General features: G+C 70.8%; 17 protein-coding genes and 1 tRNA gene. 4 read left to right on the forward strand and 14 right to left on the reverse strand.

Features of this window, described 5'->3' with window-relative positions; all coding sequences use genetic code 11:
• Positions 1–241 precede the first annotated feature (241 nt).
• A complete protein-coding gene (gene ppc, locus ABIA35_RS01680; RefSeq protein WP_370356239.1) occupies positions 242–3,028 on the forward strand; it encodes a phosphoenolpyruvate carboxylase in 2,787 nt (928 codons plus the stop codon).
• Between the two features lie 72 nt (positions 3,029–3,100).
• Here the strand turns inward: ppc and ABIA35_RS01685 are convergent, their stop codons facing one another.
• The gene (locus ABIA35_RS01685; RefSeq protein WP_370343047.1) at positions 3,101–3,244 is read right to left on the reverse strand and encodes a hypothetical protein; all 144 of its coding nucleotides are present in this window, start codon (positions 3,242–3,244) and stop codon (positions 3,101–3,103) included.
• 142 nt (positions 3,245–3,386) lie between these two features.
• Here ABIA35_RS01685 and ABIA35_RS01690 point away from each other — a divergent pair, with 142 nt between their 5' ends.
• Positions 3,387–3,725 (forward strand): DUF1330 domain-containing protein, encoded by a 339-nt coding sequence (locus ABIA35_RS01690; protein WP_370343049.1) that lies wholly within the window; start codon positions 3,387–3,389, stop codon positions 3,723–3,725.
• Here the strand turns inward: ABIA35_RS01690 and ABIA35_RS01695 are convergent.
• The 9 genes from ABIA35_RS01695 to ABIA35_RS01735 all read right to left on the reverse strand — a co-directional run bounded on the left by ABIA35_RS01695 (position 3,718) and on the right by ABIA35_RS01735 (position 11,700).
• Positions 3,718–4,359, reverse strand: a complete 642-nt coding sequence (locus ABIA35_RS01695; RefSeq protein ID WP_370356241.1) for a response regulator — start codon at positions 4,357–4,359, stop codon at positions 3,718–3,720. The genes ABIA35_RS01690 and ABIA35_RS01695 overlap by 8 nt on opposite strands.
• An 8-nt stretch (positions 4,360–4,367) precedes the next feature.
• Positions 4,368–5,606, reverse strand: coding sequence for a sensor histidine kinase (locus ABIA35_RS01700; RefSeq protein WP_370356243.1), 1,239 nt, complete (start codon positions 5,604–5,606; stop codon positions 4,368–4,370).
• A complete protein-coding gene (locus tag ABIA35_RS01705; RefSeq protein ID WP_370356245.1) occupies positions 5,606–6,394 on the reverse strand; it encodes an ABC transporter permease in 789 nt (262 codons plus the stop codon). Before ABIA35_RS01705 ends, ABIA35_RS01700 begins: the two co-directional genes overlap by 1 nt.
• Positions 6,394–7,410: an ABC transporter ATP-binding protein gene (locus ABIA35_RS01710; RefSeq protein WP_370356246.1), complete on the reverse strand. Its 1,017-nt coding sequence runs from the start codon at positions 7,408–7,410 to the stop codon at positions 6,394–6,396. The genes ABIA35_RS01705 and ABIA35_RS01710 overlap by 1 nt, the downstream gene beginning before the upstream one ends.
• 111 nt (positions 7,411–7,521) lie before the next feature.
• Positions 7,522–8,118 carry an aminoacyl-tRNA hydrolase gene (pth, locus tag ABIA35_RS01715; protein ID WP_370356248.1) on the reverse strand — a complete coding sequence of 199 codons (597 nt, stop codon included), beginning with the start codon at positions 8,116–8,118 and terminating at the stop codon, positions 7,522–7,524.
• A 29-nt stretch (positions 8,119–8,147) separates the two neighbouring features.
• Positions 8,148–8,780 (reverse strand): 50S ribosomal protein L25/general stress protein Ctc, encoded by a 633-nt coding sequence (locus ABIA35_RS01720; protein WP_370343056.1) that lies wholly within the window; start codon positions 8,778–8,780, stop codon positions 8,148–8,150.
• Between the two features lie 129 nt (positions 8,781–8,909).
• Positions 8,910–9,890 (reverse strand): ribose-phosphate diphosphokinase, encoded by a 981-nt coding sequence (locus ABIA35_RS01725; protein WP_370343058.1) that lies wholly within the window; start codon positions 9,888–9,890, stop codon positions 8,910–8,912.
• Between the two features lie 63 nt (positions 9,891–9,953).
• A complete protein-coding gene (gene glmU / locus ABIA35_RS01730) occupies positions 9,954–11,480 on the reverse strand; it encodes a bifunctional UDP-N-acetylglucosamine diphosphorylase/glucosamine-1-phosphate N-acetyltransferase GlmU (RefSeq protein WP_370343059.1) in 1,527 nt (508 codons plus the stop codon).
• Positions 11,481–11,628: 148 nt separating this feature from the next.
• Positions 11,629–11,700 (reverse strand) — tRNA-Gln (locus ABIA35_RS01735).
• A 230-nt stretch (positions 11,701–11,930) separates the two neighbouring features.
• Between ABIA35_RS01735 and ABIA35_RS01740 the strand changes: the two genes are divergently transcribed.
• Positions 11,931–12,896, forward strand: coding sequence for an acyl-CoA desaturase (locus ABIA35_RS01740; RefSeq protein ID WP_370356250.1), 966 nt, complete (start codon positions 11,931–11,933; stop codon positions 12,894–12,896).
• A gap of 215 nt (positions 12,897–13,111) precedes the next feature.
• Entirely contained in the window at positions 13,112–13,777 is a 666-nt protein-coding gene (locus tag ABIA35_RS01745; protein ID WP_370343253.1) for a TetR family transcriptional regulator, read from the forward strand.
• A 55-nt stretch (positions 13,778–13,832) separates the two neighbouring features.
• Here ABIA35_RS01745 and ABIA35_RS01750 read toward each other — a convergent pair whose 3' ends face one another.
• The 4 genes from ABIA35_RS01750 to ABIA35_RS01765 all read right to left on the reverse strand — a co-directional run bounded on the left by ABIA35_RS01750 (position 13,833) and on the right by ABIA35_RS01765 (position 19,271).
• Complete coding sequence (locus ABIA35_RS01750) at positions 13,833–14,594, reverse strand: AMP-binding protein (RefSeq protein ID WP_370343062.1); 762 nt, start codon at positions 14,592–14,594, stop codon at positions 13,833–13,835.
• A 76-nt stretch (positions 14,595–14,670) separates the two neighbouring features.
• Positions 14,671–16,659 carry a biotin carboxylase N-terminal domain-containing protein gene (locus ABIA35_RS01755; RefSeq protein ID WP_370356252.1) on the reverse strand — a complete coding sequence of 663 codons (1,989 nt, stop codon included), beginning with the start codon at positions 16,657–16,659 and terminating at the stop codon, positions 14,671–14,673.
• A gap of 57 nt (positions 16,660–16,716) precedes the next feature.
• The gene (locus ABIA35_RS01760) at positions 16,717–18,309 is read right to left on the reverse strand and encodes an acyl-CoA carboxylase subunit beta (protein WP_370343065.1); all 1,593 of its coding nucleotides are present in this window, start codon (positions 18,307–18,309) and stop codon (positions 16,717–16,719) included.
• Between the two features lie 158 nt (positions 18,310–18,467).
• The gene (locus ABIA35_RS01765; protein WP_370356254.1) at positions 18,468–19,271 is read right to left on the reverse strand and encodes an SDR family NAD(P)-dependent oxidoreductase; all 804 of its coding nucleotides are present in this window, start codon (positions 19,269–19,271) and stop codon (positions 18,468–18,470) included.
• Between the last annotated feature and the right edge of the window lie 117 nt (positions 19,272–19,388).

Raw genomic sequence — 19,388 nt, forward strand, 5'->3', positions numbered from 1 at the left:
GGCGCGCCGGACAAGGACCCTCAGCCCGTTGTTGGCTGTGGGTCCTTGGCTTGCCGTAAGCGCAGCGCAGCGCATGGCAAGGCACCGGTGCGGCCAGGCTCGGAGCTCCGACGATTTTCCGCCCGGCCACCGATCCGCGCACCCTCTAAGTCCAGTGGCCGGACAGAGATCGGCCCCTAATGCCCGCCGACCATAGAGTGGGCAGGAATCGGACGATCCAGCCAGGTAACAGGAGGCTCTTGTGTCCGCCGTACCGTCGACCGAGAACGACGACACAGCCGTAGAGACCCCGCCAGAAACGACCCCTCGCACCGCCGACGACGCCGAACTGCGCGCCGCGATCCGCCGCTTGGGGGACCTGCTGGGCCAGACCCTGGTCCGCCAGCACGGCCCCGAGCTGCTGGAGCAGGTCGAGGCCATCCGCGCGCTGGGCAAGCAGGGCGCCGACGTGTCCGAACTGCTCGCCGCGGTGGACCCCGAGCAGGCCATCAAGCTGGTGCGCGCGTTCACCGCCTACTTCAACCTCGCCAACACCGCCGAGCAGGTCCACCGCGGCCGCGAGCTGGCCGCCACCCGGGCCGCCGAGGGCTCGTGGCTGGGCCAGGCGGTGGACCGGATCCAGGCCGCGGGCCTGGCCGGGTCCGCCGCCGACGCGGTGTCGCACCTGTCGGTCCGGCCGGTCTTCACCGCGCACCCGACCGAGGCCGCGCGGCGCACCGTGCTGGCCAAGCTGCGCAAGGTGGCCGAGCTGCTGGAGGCGCCGCAGACGGCGTACAACGAGCGCCGGCTGGCCGAGAACGTCGAGCAGCTGTGGCAGACCGACGAGATCCGGATCACCCGGCCCGAGCCGGTGGACGAGGCCCGCAACGCCGTCTACTACCTGGACGAGCTCGCCGCGCACGCCGCCCCGGAGGTGCTGGAGGAGCTCGCCTTCGAGCTGCGGCGCCTCGGCGTGGAGCTGCCGCTGTCGGCGCGTCCGCTGAGCTTCGGCTCGTGGATCGGCGGCGACCGCGACGGCAACCCGAACGTCACCCCGCAGATGACTCTGGACGTGCTGGAGCTCCAGCACGAGCACGCGATCCGGACCGCGCTGGCGGCCATGGACTCGCTGCGCGAGCTGCTGTCCACCTCCGAGCGGATCGCGGCGCCGACCGAGGCGCTGCGGGCGTCCCTGGACGCCGACCTGGAGGCGCTGCCGGAGATCCCGAACCGCTACCGGCGGCTCAACGCCGAGGAGCCCTACCGGCTCAAGGCCACGACGATACGGCAGAAGCTCCTCAACACCCGGACCCGCATCGCCGAGGGCCGCGTCCACGACCCGCGCCGGGACTACCTGGGCACCTCCGAGCTGCTGCGCGACCTGAGCCTGATGCGCGACTCGCTGCGCGCCGACCGGGGCGAGCTGATCGCCACCGGCGAGCTGGAGACGGCGATCCGCACCATCGCCGCCTTCGGCCTGCACCACGCGGTGCTCGACGTGCGCGAGCACGCCGACGCCCACCACCACGTGCTGGCCCAGCTCTTCGACCGGCTCGGCGACCAGCCCTGGCGCTACTCCGACCTGCCGCGCGACTACCGGACCCGGCTGCTGGCCAAGGAGCTGGCCTCCTCGCGTCCGCTCTCGCCGCTCGGCCAGGTCCCGGCCGACACGCTGCTGGACGCCGCCGGAGTGAAGACCTTCGGGGTGTTCACCGCGATCCGCACGGCCTTCGAGAAGTACGGCCCGGACGTCATCGAGTCCTACATCGTCTCGATGACGCGCGGCGTGGACGACCTGTTCGCCGCCGTGGTCCTGGCCCGCGAGGCCGGCCTGGTGGACGTGCACGCGCACACCGCGGCCATCGGCTTCGTGCCGCTGCTGGAGACCCCCGAGGAGCTGAAGATCGCCGGGGCGATCCTGGACGAGCTGCTCTCGGACCCCTCCTACGCGGCGATCGTCGCGGCGCGCGGCGGGGTGCAGGAGGTCATGCTCGGCTACAGCGACTCCAACAAGATGGGCGGGATCTCCACCTCGCAGTGGGAGATCCACCGCGCGCAGCGCGAGCTGCGGGACACCGCGCTGCGGCACGGCGTCCGCATCCGGCTGTTCCACGGCCGCGGCGGCAGCGTCGGCCGCGGCGGCGGCCCCTCGCACGAGGCGATCCTGGCCCAGCCGTGGGGCACGCTCGACGGCGAGATCAAGGTGACCGAGCAGGGCGAGGTCATCTCCGACAAGTACGCGATCCCGGCCCTGGCGCGGGAGAACCTGGAGCTGACCCTGGCCGCGACGCTGGAGGCCACGGTGCTGCACCGGGCGCCCCGGCAGTCCGCGGAGGACCTGGCGACGTGGTCGGCGACCATGGACCGGGTCTCGTCGGCGGGCCAGGACCGCTACCGGGAACTGGTCGAGCACCCGGACCTGCCGGCCTACTTCTTCGCCTCCACGCCGGTGGACCTGCTCGGCGACCTGCACCTGGGGTCCCGGCCGTCCCGCCGCCCGGACACCTCGGCCGGCATCGACGGCCTGCGCGCGATCCCGTGGGTGTTCGGCTGGACGCAGTCGCGGCAGATCGTGCCGGGCTGGTTCGGCGTGGGCACCGGCCTGGCCGCGGTCCGCCAGGACCCGGCGTTCGCCGGCACCGACTGGCAGGACATGTACGAGCGCTGGCACTTCTTCCGCAACTTCCTGGGCAACGTCTCGATGACGCTGGCCAAGACCGACCTGCGGATCGCCCGGCACTACGTGGAGACCCTGGTGCCGCGCGAGCTGCACCACTTCTTCGACACCATCACCGAGGAGTACGAGCGCACGGTCGCCGAGGTGCTGCGCATCACCGGCGAGTCCGAACTGCTCGGCCGCAACGCGACGCTGGCCCGCACGCTGCGGGTCCGCGACATGTACCTGGACCCGATCTCGTACTTGCAGGTCTCGCTGCTCAAGCGGCAGCGCGAGGCGGCAAAGGCGGGCCGCCCGGTGGACCCGGACCTGGCACGGGCGCTGCTGCTGTCGGTGAACGGCATCGCCGCCGGCTTGAAGAACACCGGCTGAGCGGGAACGACGAAGGGCGGCGTCCGCGAGGACGCCGCCCTTGTGTTGTCTATGAGGCCTATGCGGCCAGTGTCATCTCACCTGTGCCTCGTACCGGTCGGCGGTGCCGCTGACCCGGGTGACCCGGCGCTCCCTGCCGCGCTTGAACAGTCCTGACAGGCAGATCCCGCCGACCGCCGCAGCGATGAAGGCATTCAGGACCATTCCCATCGACATCCACAACTCCCAGGTTAAGCACTGTTTTCGGCCCGCCCCGTGATCTAGGAATCTATTACCTGCCGGGTAATCGCGCCAGGTGTCATCCCCCTGAGAACCTTGATCTCGTCAGCGAATACGACAGCTTGAGGAGACCAGCGAAATGACCGCCTACGCACTGGCCAGCGTCCGTTCCGTCGAACTCTGCGCGGACATCGTCGAGTACCTGGAGCGGATCCAGGGGACCATGGACCCCTTCGGCGGACGCTTCGCCTTCCACGGCGGCGCGAAGGACGTCGTCGAGGGATCCTGGGACGGGGACATGATCCTCATCGAGTTCCCCACCCTGGAAGCCGTCCGGGCCTGGTGGAACTCAGCGGAGTACCAGGCCATCAAGCACCTTCGGACCGAGCACATGGTCGCCGACATCGTTCTCTTCGACACCCTGCCGGGGGACTACAACGTCGGGGAGACCGCCGCCAAGCTCGCGACGCTTATTTGAGCAGGCCGCGCTTGTACGCCTCGGAGACCGCAGCCGCCCTGTCGCGGACACCGAGTTTGGCGTACGCGTGCAGCAGATGGGTCTTGACCGTGGCCTCACTGATGAACAGCGTGCGAGCGGTCTCGCGGTTGGTGGTGCCGGAGGCGACGAGGCGCAGGACTTCCAGTTCCCGGTCCGTCAGCGCCTCGCCGGCCGGCACCGGAGCCGGCGGCGCCTGGACGCGGGTCATCAGACGCTGCGCGACCGTCGGCGCCAGCACCGGCTGGCCCTCCGCCGCGGCGCGGACCGCGCGGATGAGGTCCTCGCGCGGCGCGTCCTTCAACAGATAGCCGGTCGCGCCGGCCTCGATCGCGGGCAGCACATCGGATTCGGTGTCATAGGTGGTCAGCACCAGGACCCTGATATCCGGCCGATCGGCCCGCAGCCGGCGGATCGCCTCGACGCCGCCCATGGCCGGCATCCGCAGATCCATCAGCACCACATCGGGCCCCAACTCCGCCGCGCGCTCCAGGGCCTGGGCCCCGTCGGAGGCCTCGCCGGCCACCTCGAAGCCCTCCTCGCCGTCGAAGACGCCGCGCAGACCGTCGCGGACGATCGGGTGGTCGTCCACGATCAAGAGGCGGATGGCAGTCATGCGCGCCATCATCTCGCGACCGGGACCGCACCGGGCAACCCGTCAGCAGCCGGAGTCACAGGCGGCGCGAGCGGTACGGCCGCGCTGATCGCCGTCCCGTCCCCCGGCTCGCTCTCGATCGTGAGCGTCCCGCCGATCTGCTTGAGCCGCGAGCGCATGGCCGTCAGGCCGTAGCCGGTCCCGTCCCCCGACGGCTCCCCGCCGGGCTCGAAACCGCGACCGTCGTCGACGACGTCCAGGACGACCACGTCCGTCGTGTAGGACAGCGTCACCCCGACCCGGCTCGCGCCCGAGTACTTCCCGGCGTTGGCGAGCGCCTCCTGCGCGGCCCGGAACAACACCACTTCCACTTCCGGCGACAGAACCACGGCATGACCGGAGACCTCGACCCGCGCCTGGATCCCCGCGGTGCGCGACCACGACGCCGTCAGCTCGGCCAGCGCCTCCGGCAGCTGGGCCACCGCCAGCGGTCCCGGCCGCAGTGCCCGCACCGACCTGCGCGCCTCGGCCAGGCTCTCGCGCGCCAGTTCCCGGGCCAGGGTCAGGTGGTGCAGCCGCTTGTCCGCGTCGTCCTCGAACCGTTCCACGACCTCCAGCTGCCGCACGATGCCGGTCAGCCCCTGCGCGATGGTGTCGTGGATCTCCCCCGCCAGCCGCTGCCGCTCGTCGAGGACGCCGGCCTCCCGGGCCTGCGCGACCAGCTGCGCGTGCAGCCCGGCGTTCTCCTCCAGCATCTCGCGCAGCCGCTCGTTGGCCTCGGCCAGCTCGCGCCGGTGCTCCTGCTCGGCCACGCCGGTGACGGTCAGGGCGCCAGCGATCATCAGGTTCACCGCGAACAGGACGAGGTAGAGATAGACGCCGACACCATGGATGTTGGCGATCCCGCCCATCTGCGTGGTGGCCATCGCCGCGGCGGTGCCCGCGATGCCCACCAGTTTCGTCCGGCCCGGCAGGACCAGAGCGTGCAGGTATCCGGTGAAGCCGAAGAAGCCGAACAGCGGGCTGGTCAGGATCAAGGTCGCCAGCAGCGCCAGCAGGACCGCGTAGTAGACCACGGCGCGCAGCACGGGAGGATCCTGCTCCTCCAGCATGGCCATGCCCCGGCGCAGCCACAGGGCCGCGGCCGCGGAACCGCCGAGGACCACGGCGTAGTACGCCGCGGTCCGGGGGCCGATGCTCAGAGCGAGCGTCAGGGAGACGGTCAGGCCCACATAGGGGATCCACTGCTGGACCTTCGCCGAATCCATTACTCCCACTTGAAGACTCGGGCCGCCGCCAGCGCGCCGACGACCGTGTACCCCGCCAACACCAGCAGATGCTGCCAGGCCGCGCCGGTCCCGGACCAGGTGTCCACGATCGCGCCGTAGGGCACGAACCCGCTGACCGTGCGCAGGAACTGCGGCAGCTGCTGGAGCGGGACGTACACGCCGGCGAAGAAGAAGTTCAGGATCATCGTCGGCACGCCGAAGCCGGTGGCCACCCCCGCCGAGGGCGCGAGCGCCGCGATCAGCAGGCCGATCGCCAGCAAGGCCGTCGTCCCCAGTATGTAGGACGCCAGCATCAGCACCGGGTGCGCGGGGAACGCGGCCCCGAAGCCGACCACGCCGATCAGCACCACCGAGGCCGCGGTCGCGGCGGCCGTCGTGGCGATCACGGCGACCTGCGCCGCGAGCAGCCCGGCGGCCGGCACCGGCGAGACCGCCAGGCGCCGCAGCACCCCGCGCTCCCGCAGGTCCGCGAACGACACCGGCAGCGCGGTCAAGGCGGTCAGCACCGAGGAGAGCATCGCGAAGGTCGGCACGTAGACGTCCAGCGTCGTCCGGCCGCCGAGCGAGGCCGAGGGCTTGCCGAAGGCCGGGATCAGACCGAAGACGGTGATCAGCGCGATCGGCAGCACGACGCCGGACAGCACCACCGCGGGTTCGCGCCACAAGAGCCGCGCCTGGGTGCGGACCAGGGTGCGGAAGCCGTTGCCGGTCATCCGGAACTCGGGCAGCAGACGGGAGGAGCGGGAGGAGAAGGTCGCGGTGCCCATCAGGACTCCTGGGCGTGGACGGGGGTGGCGGACGCGGAGGCGGCGGCGTCGGGATTCGTGTCGCTGGTGTTCGTGTGGCCGGGATTCGTGTGGCCAGGGTTCGTGTCGCCGGCATTCGGGTGGCTGGTCAGCGCGATGAAGGCGTCGTCCAGGCTGCTCTGCTCGACCCGCAGCTCGGCGGCGATGATCTGCCGCCGGGCCAGGTAGGCGGTGACCGCGGCGATCACCTCCGAGGTGCCCGTGACCTCCAGGTACGCGCCGTGCCGTTCGACGGTGCGCACCTCGGGAAGCGCCAGCAGCGGGGCGTCCTCCACCGGCTCCGAGGGCCGGAACCGCATCCGCTGCCCCGCGGCCGACCCGCGGGCCGCCAGCCCCGCCGGGGTGTCCACGGCCACCACCCGGCCGGCGTCGATGATCGCGACCCGGTCGCAGAGCCGCTCGGCCTCCTCCATGAAGTGGGTGACCAGCAGCACGGTGACCCCGGCCGCGCGGACCTGCTCGACCATCTCCCAGGCGATGCGGCGGGCGTGCGGGTCCAGCCCGGTGGTCAGCTCGTCCAGGACCGCCACCCGCGGGTTGCCCACCATCGCCAGCGCCACGGCCAGGCGCTGCTTCTGGCCGCCGGACAGCTTGCGGAAGCGTGCCGTGGCCTTGTCCGTCAGGTCCCACTGCGTCAGCAGCTGCTCGACGTCGGCCGGCTCGCGGTAGAACGACGCGTACAGCTCCAGCGCCTCCCGCACCTGGATCTTCGCCGGCAGCTGGCTCTCCTGCAGCTGCACCCCGAGCACCTGGCGCAGGTCCTCGCGGTCCCGTTCGGGGTCCAGGCCCAGGACGCGGATGGATCCGGCGTCCGCCGTCCGCAGACCGCTGATGCACTCCACGGTGGTGGTCTTCCCGGCGCCGTTCGGGCCGAGGATGCCGAAGATCTCGCCCTCGCCGATCTCGAAGGAGACATCGGCCACGGCCGTGGTGTCGCCGTAGGTCTTCTTGAGGTTCCGTACCTCGATCGCTGCCATGCCTCAAGGTTCGCCCTCGGGCACCCCTTGGCGGATCGGCCAGCGAGCTCGTCCCCGGCGCCGATCCGGCTGAGGACCGGCATCCACCGATCGGTGCATGCGCGTCAGCCGTCAGGCCGCGTGATACAGGTTCTGCGCGTCCACGAGCCCGCGCCGGATCAGGTCCTCGGCCGCGTCGGCGGTCCGGTCCACGTGGTAGTCCAGGTCCTTCTTCTCGACCGAGGAGAAGTCCTTCAGCACGAAGTCCGCGGGATCCTGCCGGCCCGGCGGGCGTCCCACGCCGAAGCGCACGCGGTAGTAGTCCTTGGTCCCCAGAGCCGAGGAGATGGAGCGCAGGCCGTTGTGGCCGTTGTCGCCGCCGCCGAGCTTGAGCCGCAGCGTGCCGTAGTCGACGTCGAGTTCGTCGTGCACCACGACGATCTGCGCCGGCTCGATCTTGTAGAAGTCCCGCAGCGCCTTCACCGGGCCGCCAGACAGGTTCATGAAGGTCTTCGGCTTGGCCAGCACCAACCGCGGCCCGCCGATCCCGAGGCGGCCCTCCACGACGTCCGCGCGGGCCTTGTGGGACTTGAACTTGCCGCCGACCCGCGAGGCGAGCAGGTCCACGACCATGAAGCCGACGTTGTGCCGGTTGCCGGCATAGCCGGGCCCGGGATTGCCGAGACCCGCGATCATCCAGAGCTGATCGCGGGTCTCGGAAGTGGTCATGATGACCAGGATAGCGGTGCGCGGAGTGCTTACTCCGCGGCCGACTCCTCGGACGCGGCCTCGCCGGCCTCGCCCTCGGCACCCTCGGCGGCCTCACCCTCGGCGGCCTCCTCGGCCACCTCGGCGCGGGTCACGACGACCTGCAGCACCAGCTGGTCGCCGTCGGTGACCAGCTCGGAGCCGGTGGGCAGCGGGAGGTCGCGGACGAAGAGCTGGAAGCCCTCCTCCTTGCGGTCCACGTCGACCTCGATGCCGGTCGGGATGTGGGTGGCCTCGGCGGTCACGGTCAGGTTGTTCAGCGAGTGGTCCAGGACCGCGCCGGTGACGACCTCGCCGGTGACGGTGATCGGGATGTCCACGGTGACCTTCTCGCCGCGGCGCACCAGCAGCAGGTCCACGTGCTCCAGGGTCCGCTTGACCGGGTCCTTCTGCACGTCCTTGGGCAGCGCCAGCTGGGTCTTGCCGTCGCCGAACTCCAGGTTCAGCAGGACGTTGGGAGTCCGCAGCGCGATCATCAGGTCGTGACCCGGCAGCAGCACGTGCCGCACGGACTCGCCGTGGCCGTACACGACACCCGGGATCTTGCCGGCAGCGCGGGCCCGGCGGGCGAAGCCCTTGCCGAACTCGGAGCGCTCCTCAGCGCTTATACGGATCTCAGCCATTTCGTTCTCCTTGTTTCGTCGATAACGGCGCAGGATGTCCATCCGCGCCCTCGCCGGACAAAGGTCCAGCTTACTGCCCACAAAGCAGTGCTCCGGACCACGACGTGGTCCGGAGCACCAGGGTGAGGCTCAGTGGTTGTGGTCGTCGAACATCGACGTGACCGAGCCGTCCTCGAACACCTCGCGGATCGCCCGGGCCAGCATCGGCGCGATCGACAGGACGGTCATCTTGTCGAACCGCTTCTCGTCCGGGATCGGCAGCGTGTTGGTGAAGATGACCTCGCTGATGCGCGAGTTCTTCAGCCGGTCGGTCGCCGGGTCGGACAGCACCGCGTGCGTCGCGGCGATGATGACCTCGGCCGCGCCGTTCTCGAACAGCGCCTCGGCGGCCGCGCAGATGGTGCCGGCGGTGTCGACCATGTCGTCGACCAGCACGCAGGTGCGGCCCTTGACCTCGCCGACGATCTCGTGGACCGAGACCGTGTTCGGGATGTTCGGGTCGCGGCGCTTGTGCACGATCGCCAGCGGCGTGTTCAGGCGGTCCGTCCAGCGGTCGGCGGTACGCACCCGGCCGGCGTCGGGGGAGACCACCGTCAGCTTCGAGGCGTCGTACTTGCCCTTGATGTAGTCCACCAGGATCGGCAGCGCGAACAGGTGGTCCACCGGGCCGTCGAAGTAGCCCTGGATCTGGTCGGTGTGCAGGTCCACCGCCATCAGCCGGTCGGCGCCGGCGGTGGCGAAGAAGTCGGCCATCAGGCGCGCGGAGATCGGCTCGCGGCCCTTGTGCTTCTTGTCCTGGCGGGCGTAGCCGTAGAAGGGCGTGATGACGCTGATCCGCTTGGCGGAGGCCCGCTTCAGCGCGTCCACCATGATCAGCTGCTCCATGATGGAGTGGTTGATCGGGGCGGAGTGGCACTGGATCACGAAGGCGTCGCTGCCGCGCACCGACTCCTCGAATCGGGTGTAGATCTCGCCGTTGGCGAAGTCGTGCGCCTTCATGGGGGCGATCTCGACCCCCAGCTCTTCGGCGACTTCCTGGGCCAGCTCGGGATAAGCACGTCCGGTGAAGAGCATGAGCTTCTTCTCACCGGTGGTCTTGAGGCCGGTCACGGTGGGTTCTCCTAAGAGACGAGGGGCCGTAGCTCTTTCATACTCTCAGACGCAACGAGTCGTTCAGACCGCGTCCCCCGGTCCGTCGGTCTCACCGCCTGTGGGATTGGTCTCAACGGCTGTCCGTACCTCGCCCGCCGCCCGCTCGATCGCGCGCTCCGCGGCCTTCGCCGCCACCGAGTCCGGACGCTTGCGCGCGACGTATCCGGCGATGTTGCGCTGCCGTCCGCGCGCCACCGCGAGTTCCCCGGGGCCCACCGGCATGTTCACCGCCGAACCCGCGGCGATGTACGCGCCGTCGGCGACCTCGGCCGGGGCGATGAGCGTGGTGTTGGTGCCGACGAAGGCGTGGTCGCCGATGCGCGTGGGGAACTTGTCGTAGCCGTCGTAGTTGGCGGTGATGACGCCGGCGCCGATGTTGCAGCCCTCGCCGATCGTGGCGTCGCCGATGTAGGCCAGGTGCGGCACCTTCGTACCGTCGCCGATCGTCGACTTCTTCATCTCCACGAAGCCGCCGGCCTTCGACTTGCGGCCGAGCTTGGTGCCCGGGCGCAGGTACGTGTACGGCCCCACGGTGGCCTCCGGGCCGATCTCGGCGCCGTCGGTGGTGGCGTTGGTGACCCGCGCGCGCTCGCCGACGACGGTGTCCTTCAGCGTGCAGTTCGGGCCGATCTCCGCCCCGGCGGCGATCCGCGTCGCACCCTCCAGCTGGGTGTTGGGGCGGATCGTGGAGTCCGGCTCCAAGGTGGCGTGCACGTCGATCCACGTGGTCGCCGGGTCCACGATGGTGACGCCCTGGACCATCCAGTGCCGGGTGATCCGCCGGTTCATCAGCCGCCGCAGGTCGGCCAGCTGCGCGCGGTCGTTGGCGGCCAGCACCTCGTGGTAGTCGGCGGCGACCACGGCGCCGACCGGCAGGCCGTCGCCGACGGCGATCGCCAGCACGTCGGTGAGCAGCTCCTCGCCCTGGGCGTTGTTCGTGGTCAGCCGGCTGAGCGCGTCGCGCAGGACCTTGCCGTCGAAGGCGAAGATCCCCGAGTTGATCTCCGGGATGGTGGCCTGCGTCGGGGTGCAGTCCTTCTCCTCCACGATGCCCAGGACCCGGCCCTCGGCGGTGCCGTCCGGCTCGCGCAGGATCCGGCCCAGGCCCGTCGGGTCCGGCACCACGGCGGTCAGGTCGGTGACGGCGTTGCCGGCCTTCTCGTGCACGGCGATGAGGTGGCGCAGCGTGTCCCCGGTGACCATGGCGCCGTCCCCCAGCAGGACCAGCACCGTGCCGTCGGCGGCCTCGCCGTCGGCGGCCAGGGCCTCCAGCGCCAGCCGCGCGGCCTGCCCGGTGCCGTTCTGCGGCTCCTGCACGACGACGCGGGCCTCCGGCGCGATCGCCTCGACGTGCGGCGCTACCAGGTCCCGGCCCTTGCCCACGACCACCGCGAGCCGGCGCGGCGCCAGGTCCTGCGCCGCGGCCACCACGTGGCCGAGCATCGTGCGCCCGCACAGCTCGTGCAGCACCTTCGGCGTCGCCGATTTCATCCGCTTGCCCTCGCCGGCGGCCAGGATGATGACGGTCGGCGCGTGCTGGTCGGTCATGAAGCGACTCCTAGCGTGGGTGCGGTGCTGCGCGCCGCACTTCGGCGGCGGCGGTTCCCTAGGAGGGTAGCGATCGTGGGGAGGGGTTGCGAGCAGCCATCCGGCGCGAGGGCGGCCCGCGGCCGCGGGCCCTGACGTCCTCCCAGTGCTCCGCCACCAGGACTCGAACCTGGACAAACAGATCCAAAGTCTGCTGGGCTGCCAATTACCCCATGGCGGATCGTCGTCGCCAGTTTCGCACATCCGCGGGCCTTCACGCGCTCTGGTTTGCCCGCGGCGGCACCGGGCAGACGGGGCCGGTGGAGCCCGCCGAAGTGAGTACTCCGATCCGACATCCGAGCGTCACCCGCCGTGTCATCCTTGTCACCCAACCTACGGCAGCGTAAGTTGCGGTCAGTTCCCCCGATCCGCCAGCCCCACCAGGGCACTTCCCCCCAAGGCATGATCGCGATGACGGCGACGTCCGTACCCCAGCAGCAGCCCACGACCCCGGCGCCGATTCGCGGCACCCTCGGCGGGGAGACCCAGACCTTCAAGGAACGTTTCGCGCTGAGCCTGGTCATCGGGGTGCCGTTCGTGGCCCTGGTGGCCGCCGTCCCCGTGGTCTGGGGCTGGGGCCTGACGTGGACCGATCTGATCATCGCGGTGGTGATGTACGCGATCAGCGGGCACGGCATCACCGTCGGCTTCCACCGCCTGTTCACCCATTCTTCGTTCAAGGCGAAGAAAGCACTGCGGGTGGTCCTGGCCATCGCCGGCTCCCTGGCGGTCCAGGGCCCGGTGATCCGCTGGGTCGCCGACCACCGCAAGCACCACCGCTACAGCGACCACGACGGCGACCCGCACTCGCCGTGGCGCTACGGCGAGACCGTCCCGGCCCTGATGAAGGGCCTGTGGCACGCGCACATCGGCTGGCTGTACAACGCCGAGCAGACCAACCAGCAGCAGTACGCCCCGGACCTGCTGAAGGACCGCGCGATCGTCCGGGTCTCGCGGGCCTTCCCGGCCCTGGTGCTGGTCTCGCTGCTGCTGCCGGCGGCCGTGGGCGGGCTGGTCACCTGGAGCTGGCAGGGGATACTGACCGCCTTCTTCTGGGGCTCGCTGGTCCGGATCGCCCTGCTGCACCACACGACCTGGTCGATCAACTCCATCTGCCACGCCGTCGGCGAGCGGCCCTTCCGCTCCCGCGACCGCTCCGGGAACGTGTGGTGGCTGGCGGTGCTCTCGATGGGCGAGTCCTGGCACAACCTGCACCACTCCGACCCGACCTCGGCCCGGCACGGCGTGCTGCGCGGCCAGATCGACTCCTCGGCCCGGGTCATCTGGCTGTTCGAGAAGTTCGGCTGGGTGCGCGACGTGCGGTGGCCCTCGCGGGAGCGGGTCGCCATGAAACTTGGTCGCGAAGCGACTCCTTAACGGGCGGTGGTGGGAGACGGGTGGGCGAAACTGGGTCGCGAAGCGACTCCTTAACGGGCGGTGGTGGGAGACGGGTGGGCGAAGCTCGGCCAGTAGGCGCGCCTGACGGACCCACATACGGAGGCAACCTCCGCCCCGGTCGCGTCATGTCGCGACGAACCTGAGAGAATGCCCTGGTGACTTCCCGAACCCCGGCCCCGGCGTCCCGCACCCGGATGAGCGGCAAGGAACGGCGGGAGCAGCTCATCGAGATCGGCCGGACCCTGTTCGCCGAACGCGGCTTCGACGCCACCTCGGTGGAGGAGATCGCGACCAAGGCCGGCGTGTCCAAGCCGGTGGTCTACGAGCACTTCGGCGGCAAGGAGGGGCTCTACGCGGTCGTGGTGGACCGGGAGATGGCCAAGCTGCTGTCCATGGTGACCTCCGGCCTGACCGGCGAGCACGCCCGCGAACTGCTGGAACAGGCCGCCTTCGCGCTGCTGGACTACATCGAGTCCAGCACCGACGGCTTCCGCATCCTGGTCCGCGACTCCCCGGTCACCACCTCCACCGGCAACTTCGCCTCCCTGATCTCCGACATCGCCTCCCAGGTCGAGGACCTGCTCGGCGTGCACTTCATGCACCGCGGCTACGACCCCAAGCTCGCCCCGATGTACGCGCAGATGCTGGTCGGCATGGTCGCCCTGACCGGGCAGTGGTGGCTCGACGTCCGCAAGCCGCCCAAGGCCGAGGTCGCCGCGCACCTGGTGAACCTGGCCTGGAACGGCCTGTCGCACCTGGAGGGGCAGCCGCGCCTGATCGTGCAGGAGCAGGCCGAGGCGAAGGTACGGCGCGCGGCCCGCAAGACGGCGCGGGCGGCCCGGGCCGAGGCGAAGCAGTAGGTCTGGCAGTAGGTCTGGCAGTAGCAGCGGCGGCAGCGGCAGCGGCAGGAGAGTCCTACTCCTCCCGCACCAACACCGTCGCGGCCCCCGCCGACATGTTCGCCAGCACCCGCACCGCCGCCTCGTGCACCGTCACCGGCGCGTCCAGTGCCTCCACGTCGCCGCGGCTCAGGGCCTTGCGGCGCAGCGTCGCCGAGGCCGAGGCCAGCAGCGCGCGGTGCGTGTACTCGCCGCGCGTCGGCCCCTTCTTCCCGGTCGAGGAGTACAGCCGCAGCACCGGGTCCTCGCCGCGGCCGGAGCTGGCCGCCACCTCGCGGGCCGCGCGCAGCAGCGCCTCGTGCGTCTCGTGGGTCTCCAGCCACTCCTCGTACTCGTCCTCGCGGCCGCCGACCGTGATGGTGCTGACCACCGAGGAGATCTCCATCATCGAGTCCTCGATGAGCTCCACGAACTCCTCGCCGACGAACAGGATCCGGGCCTCGGCCTCGTTCAGGGCGTGGACCAGGTGGGCCCGGTCCAGGCGCCAGTCCAGCCAGGTGCAGACCAGCCCCATGTTGCTGGCCGCGAACAGCGTCTCGAAGTGGACCGGGTGGTTGCGGGCGAGCACGGCGACGCGCTGGCCGCGCTGGAGCCGGTCGCTGCGGATCCCGGTCACGCATTTGCGGACGCGGGAGTCGAACCCCGTCCAGTCCCACTCCTCGCCCCCGTAGGCCAGGACCGGGCCCCGCGCGTTCTCGTCAAGATTCACACGCACTATGTCGCCGAGCCAGTGGAACTCCACCGGGTCGCGCGTCTCAGCTCTTTGCGTGGCAGGCATGCCCCGATTCTGTGCCGTAAACGCCCCGCACGCCAGCACTATGCGCGCGCGGGACTTACGATCTCCGCACGCCCCATCAGGCCAAAGTCACCAAAATCTGGTGCGCGTCCACAAACTGCCCCACCGCGCAGTCCACCGACCCGACCACTCCGTCACGCCCGGCCTTCACCTGGTGCTCCATCTTCATGGCCTCCATGGTCACCAGGACCTGCCCGGCCTTCACCCGGTCCCCGGCCGCCACGGCCACCGCGACCACGGTCCCGGGCACTTCAGCGGCCCCGTCGTCGGTCGCGAAGGCGTCGGCGTCGTCCGGGAAGCGCGGCGTCGGCTTCCATGCCGAGTGCCCGCCGTCGCTGTCGTCGACCCACACCACGGTGTCGTCGGCAACCCGCACCCGGCACAGCCGGTCGACCCCGTCCACCGCCACGCGTGCCGAGTCAGGGCCCAGATCCTTCAGGGAAACCTCGTACTCGGCCCCGCCGTGGATCAGGTACAGGGACGAACCGTCCAAACGGTACGTAACCGGCGTTTCGGGCGCGCGGCGCACGTCCTGCCGCGTCCACGCCGCGTTGGCACCGTCGTACGGCAGCAGCCGCCAGCCCGCCGGCGCGAACGCCGTGGCGCCGCCGGACTCGCGACGCCGGTGCACCGACACCGCGATGGCCGCCGCCAGGTGCGCGGTGACGTCGACCCGGTCCTCGGGCGCGGCCAGCGCGGGGTGCAGGTCCAGGAAGTCGGTCCGCGTGGTCCCGGCCAGGAAGTCGGCGTCGCGCAGGATCGCGACGAGCTGGTCCCGGTTGGTCTTCACGCCGTGGATCCGCATGCCGGCCAGCGCCGAGGCCAGCTTCAGCGCCGCGTCGGTGCGGGTGGCACCGGTCGCGACCACCTTGGCCAGCATCGGGTCGTAGTAGTGCGAGACGACGCTGCCGCTGCGGACGCCGTCCTCATAACGGATCCCGGGCACATCGGCGTGCTCGTACAGGGCCAGCGTCCCGGGCGAGGGGATGTACTTGCGGGCCGGGTCCTCGGCGTAGAGGCGGACCTCGATCGCGTGGCCGCGCATGGCGTCCGCGTCGGGCGCGGTCAGCACCGCGCCGGTCGCGACCTCGAACTGCCTGCGCACCAGGTCCTGGTCCCACACCTCTTCAGTGACCGGGTGCTCGACCTGCAGCCGGGTGTTCATCTCCAGGAAGTAGTAGGAGTCGGCGGTGTCGTCGAACAGGAACTCCACGGTCCCGGCGCCGACGTAGCCGAGCTCGCGCACCAGCGCGCACGCGACCTCGCCCATCCGCGCCCGGACCTCCGCGCCGACCGCGGAGGACGGCGCCTCCTCGACGACCTTCTGGTGCCGCCGCTGCACCGAGCACTCGCGCTCGCCGTAGAACACGGCGTTCCCGTGCATGTCGCCGAACACCTGGATCTCGATGTGCCGGGACGCGGTCAGGTAGCGCTCCAGGAACACCGTCCCGTCGCCGAAGGCCGCCGCGGCCTCGCGCCGGGCCCCGGAGACCGCGTTCTCCAGCTCCTCCACCGCGGAGACCAGCCGCATGCCCTTGCCGCCGCCACCGGCGGAAGCCTTCACCAGCAACGGGAATCCGACGCCTTCGGCGGCCTCGCGCCAGTCCTCCGGCTCGTCGGTGGTCAGCAGCGCGTCCGGCAGCACCGGCACGCCGGCGTCCTTCGCGATCGCCTTGGCCACGTGCTTGATGCCCATCTTGCGGATCGCCTCGGGCGAGGGTCCGACGAAGACGATCCCGGCCTCGGCGCACGCCTCGGCGAAGCCGGCGTTCTCCGACAGGAAGCCGTAGCCGGGGTGGATCGCGTCGGCGCCGGTCTTGCGCGCGGCGTCCAGGATCTTGGCGACGTCCAGGTACGACTCGGCGCTGGTGCTGCCGCCGAGCGCCACCGCGACGCCGGCCTCGCGCACGTGCGGCGCGTCGGCGTCGGGCTCGGAGTACACGGCGACGGTACGCAGGCCCATCGCCTTGGCGGTGCGGAAGACCCGCCGGGCGATCTCGCCCCGGTTGGCCACGAGCACGGTCGAGAAGGTCGGATACGTCGGCATGGCGTCACTGTCTCACAGGTCGGACAGTCGGCCGTGGAGCTGTGACCGTCGTCACGACTACATGCGGAAAGGCGCGAAAGCCCGTGTCCCCGCCACCGGCCCGGAGTCGATCGCGGACAGCGCCAGACCCAGCACGGTGCGGCTCTGGCGCGGGTCGATGACGCCGTCGTCCCACAGCCGGCCGCTGGCGTAGACGGCGTCGGACTGCCCGTCGACCATCGCCTCGATGAACTCGCGGGTCTGCGCGTCGGCGGCCTCGTCGTACGGCTGCCCGGCCTTCTCAGCCTTCTGCCGCTGCACGATCGACATCACCCCGGCCAACTCCCGTCCGCCCATCACGGCGATCCGGTGGTTCGGCCAGGTGAACACGAAGCGGGGGTCGTAGGCGCGGCCGGACATGCCGTAGTTGCCGGCGCCGTAGGAGGCCCCGACCATCAGCGTCACGTGCGGCACCGTGGAGTTGGAGACGGCGTTGATCAGCTTGCTGCCGTCCTTGATGATGCCGCCGCGCTCGTAGCGCGAGCCGACCATGAAGCCGGTGATGTTCTGCACGAACAGCAGCGGCACCTCGCGGGCGTTGGCCAGCTGGATGAAGTGCGCGCCCTTGTTGGCCTCCTCGGAGAACAGGATGCCGTTGTTGGCCAGGATGCCGACCGGGTAGCCGTGGATCGAGCCCCAGCCGCAGACCAGGGTGGTGCCGTACAGCGGCTTGAACTCCGAGAAGCGCGAGCCGTCCAGCACCCGCGCCAGGATCTCGCGCACCTCGACCGGCCGCCGCAGGTCCATCGGGGCCAGCGCGAGCAGATCCTCGGCGTCGTAGAGCGGGGCGTCGGGGCTCTCGGTCGGCCCCGGGCCGGCCTTGCGCCAACGCAGGTCGGCGATGATCTGCCGGCCGATGCGGATCGCGTCCCGCTCGTCGCGCGCGAGATGGTCGGCCAGGCCCGAGACCCGCGCGTGCATGTCCGCGCCGCCGAGCGTCTCGTCGTCGGTGTCCTCGTTGATGGCCATCTTCACCAGCGGCGGCCCGCCGAGGTAGACCGCGGCCTGGTTCTTCACCATCACCGTGAACTCGCTCATGCCCGGCACATACGCGCCGCCGGCCGTCGAGGACCCGAAGACGATGGACAGCGTCGGGATCCCGGCCGCCGACAACCGCGAGATCCCCTTGAACGAGGCCCCGCCCGGCACGAAGATGTCCGCCTGCCGCGGCAGATCGGCGCCCGCGGACTCGGTGAGCGAGATCAGCGGCAGCCGGTTCCGCTCGGCGACCTCCAGCATCCGCAGCTGCTTGGCCACACCCGAGGGACCGACCGCACCGCCCTTCACCGTGGGGTCGTTGGCCCCGATCACGCACTCGACCCCGGACACGGTTCCGATCCCGGACACCCCGCCGACGGTCTCGGCCGGATCATGCGTCCCGGCCAGCGCGGCCAGCTCCAGGAACGGCGAGTCCTCGTCGAGCAGCAGGTCCAGCCGCTCCCGGGCCAGCAGCTTGCCGCGCGAGCGGTGGCGCTCGGCGTACTTCTCGCCGCCGCCGGCCATGACCTTGCGCTGCAGCTCCCTGATCCGCTCCAGCGCGGCCAGCACCGCCTCGCGATCGCCGCGCGCGGCTTCCGACGACGGGTCCAGCTGGGACCGGAGCACGGGCATGGCTGCCTCCTCCTTGGCGCTCGGCGCACGGCGCACGGCATACGGCTTTCGGCACTACTGGTCGGTAACCTAAACCGGCGCGGGCGCCTCCGCAATCGATCACGGGACGCGCGCGCCGGTAAGGCGGGGCTGTTCGGGCAGCCGCCCCGAAGCGGTTCCTACAGCTCCTTCAACATCCCGCCGTCCACCACGAACTCCGAACCGTTGGTCCCCCGCGACCGCGGCGACGCCAGCAGCACCACCGCGTCGGCGACCTCCTGCGGCTCCACGATCCGCCCGGTACTCAACCGCAGATTCTCCGGCAGCGCCTTGTCGAGCAAGGTGTCCCGGTCGATCCCCATGGCACCGGCGAACATGTCCGCGACCCCGCCCTCATCGGTCCACCAGTTGGTCCGCGTGACCCCCGGCAGCACCGTGTTCACCCGCACCCCCCGCGGCCCGAACTCCTCGGCGAGGCTCTTGGACACATGGCTGAGCGCCGCCTTCGCGGCCGAGTACTCGTAGTTGTTGGTGGCGGGCTGCCGAGCCAGCGTCGAGGAGACGTTGACGATCGCGCCCCCGCGCCCGACGAGGTGCGGCAGCGCGACGCGCGTCAGCCGCACGACGGCGAACAGGTTGAAGTCGAAGACGGCCTGCCAGTCGACGTCCCCGCCATCAAGAAACGGCCCCCGCGGCAGCACGACACCGGGCGGCGGACCCCCGGCGTTGTTGACGAGGATGTCCAGACCCCCGAACGCCTCGACAGCCCGCGCCACCAACCGCTCCGGAAACTCCGGATCCATCAGATCACCGGCCGCATGCACCAGATTCGGCCCGGCCAGATCAGCCAGTCCCGCCGACTCCGACCGCGAAGCGGCCACAACGAAAGCGCCTTCATCCAGCAGGGTCCTGACAACGGCGAGACCGATACCCTTGCTGCCGCCGGTGACGACGGCGACGCGGCCGCGCAACGCGAGGTCCATGGGGACTCCTTGAGGTTCGATGCAGATGGTTGAAATCTCAACCACTCATCGATCCTGCGCGGCGCGGCGGGGCGGCGCTGGCGGGCTTCGGACGGGTCATTGGGGCAGCCTCGCTGA

The sequence above is a fragment of the Catenulispora sp. MAP12-49 genome, assembly GCF_041262705.1.
In the GTDB taxonomy this organism is placed as follows: Bacteria; Actinomycetota; Actinomycetes; order Streptomycetales; family Catenulisporaceae; genus Catenulispora.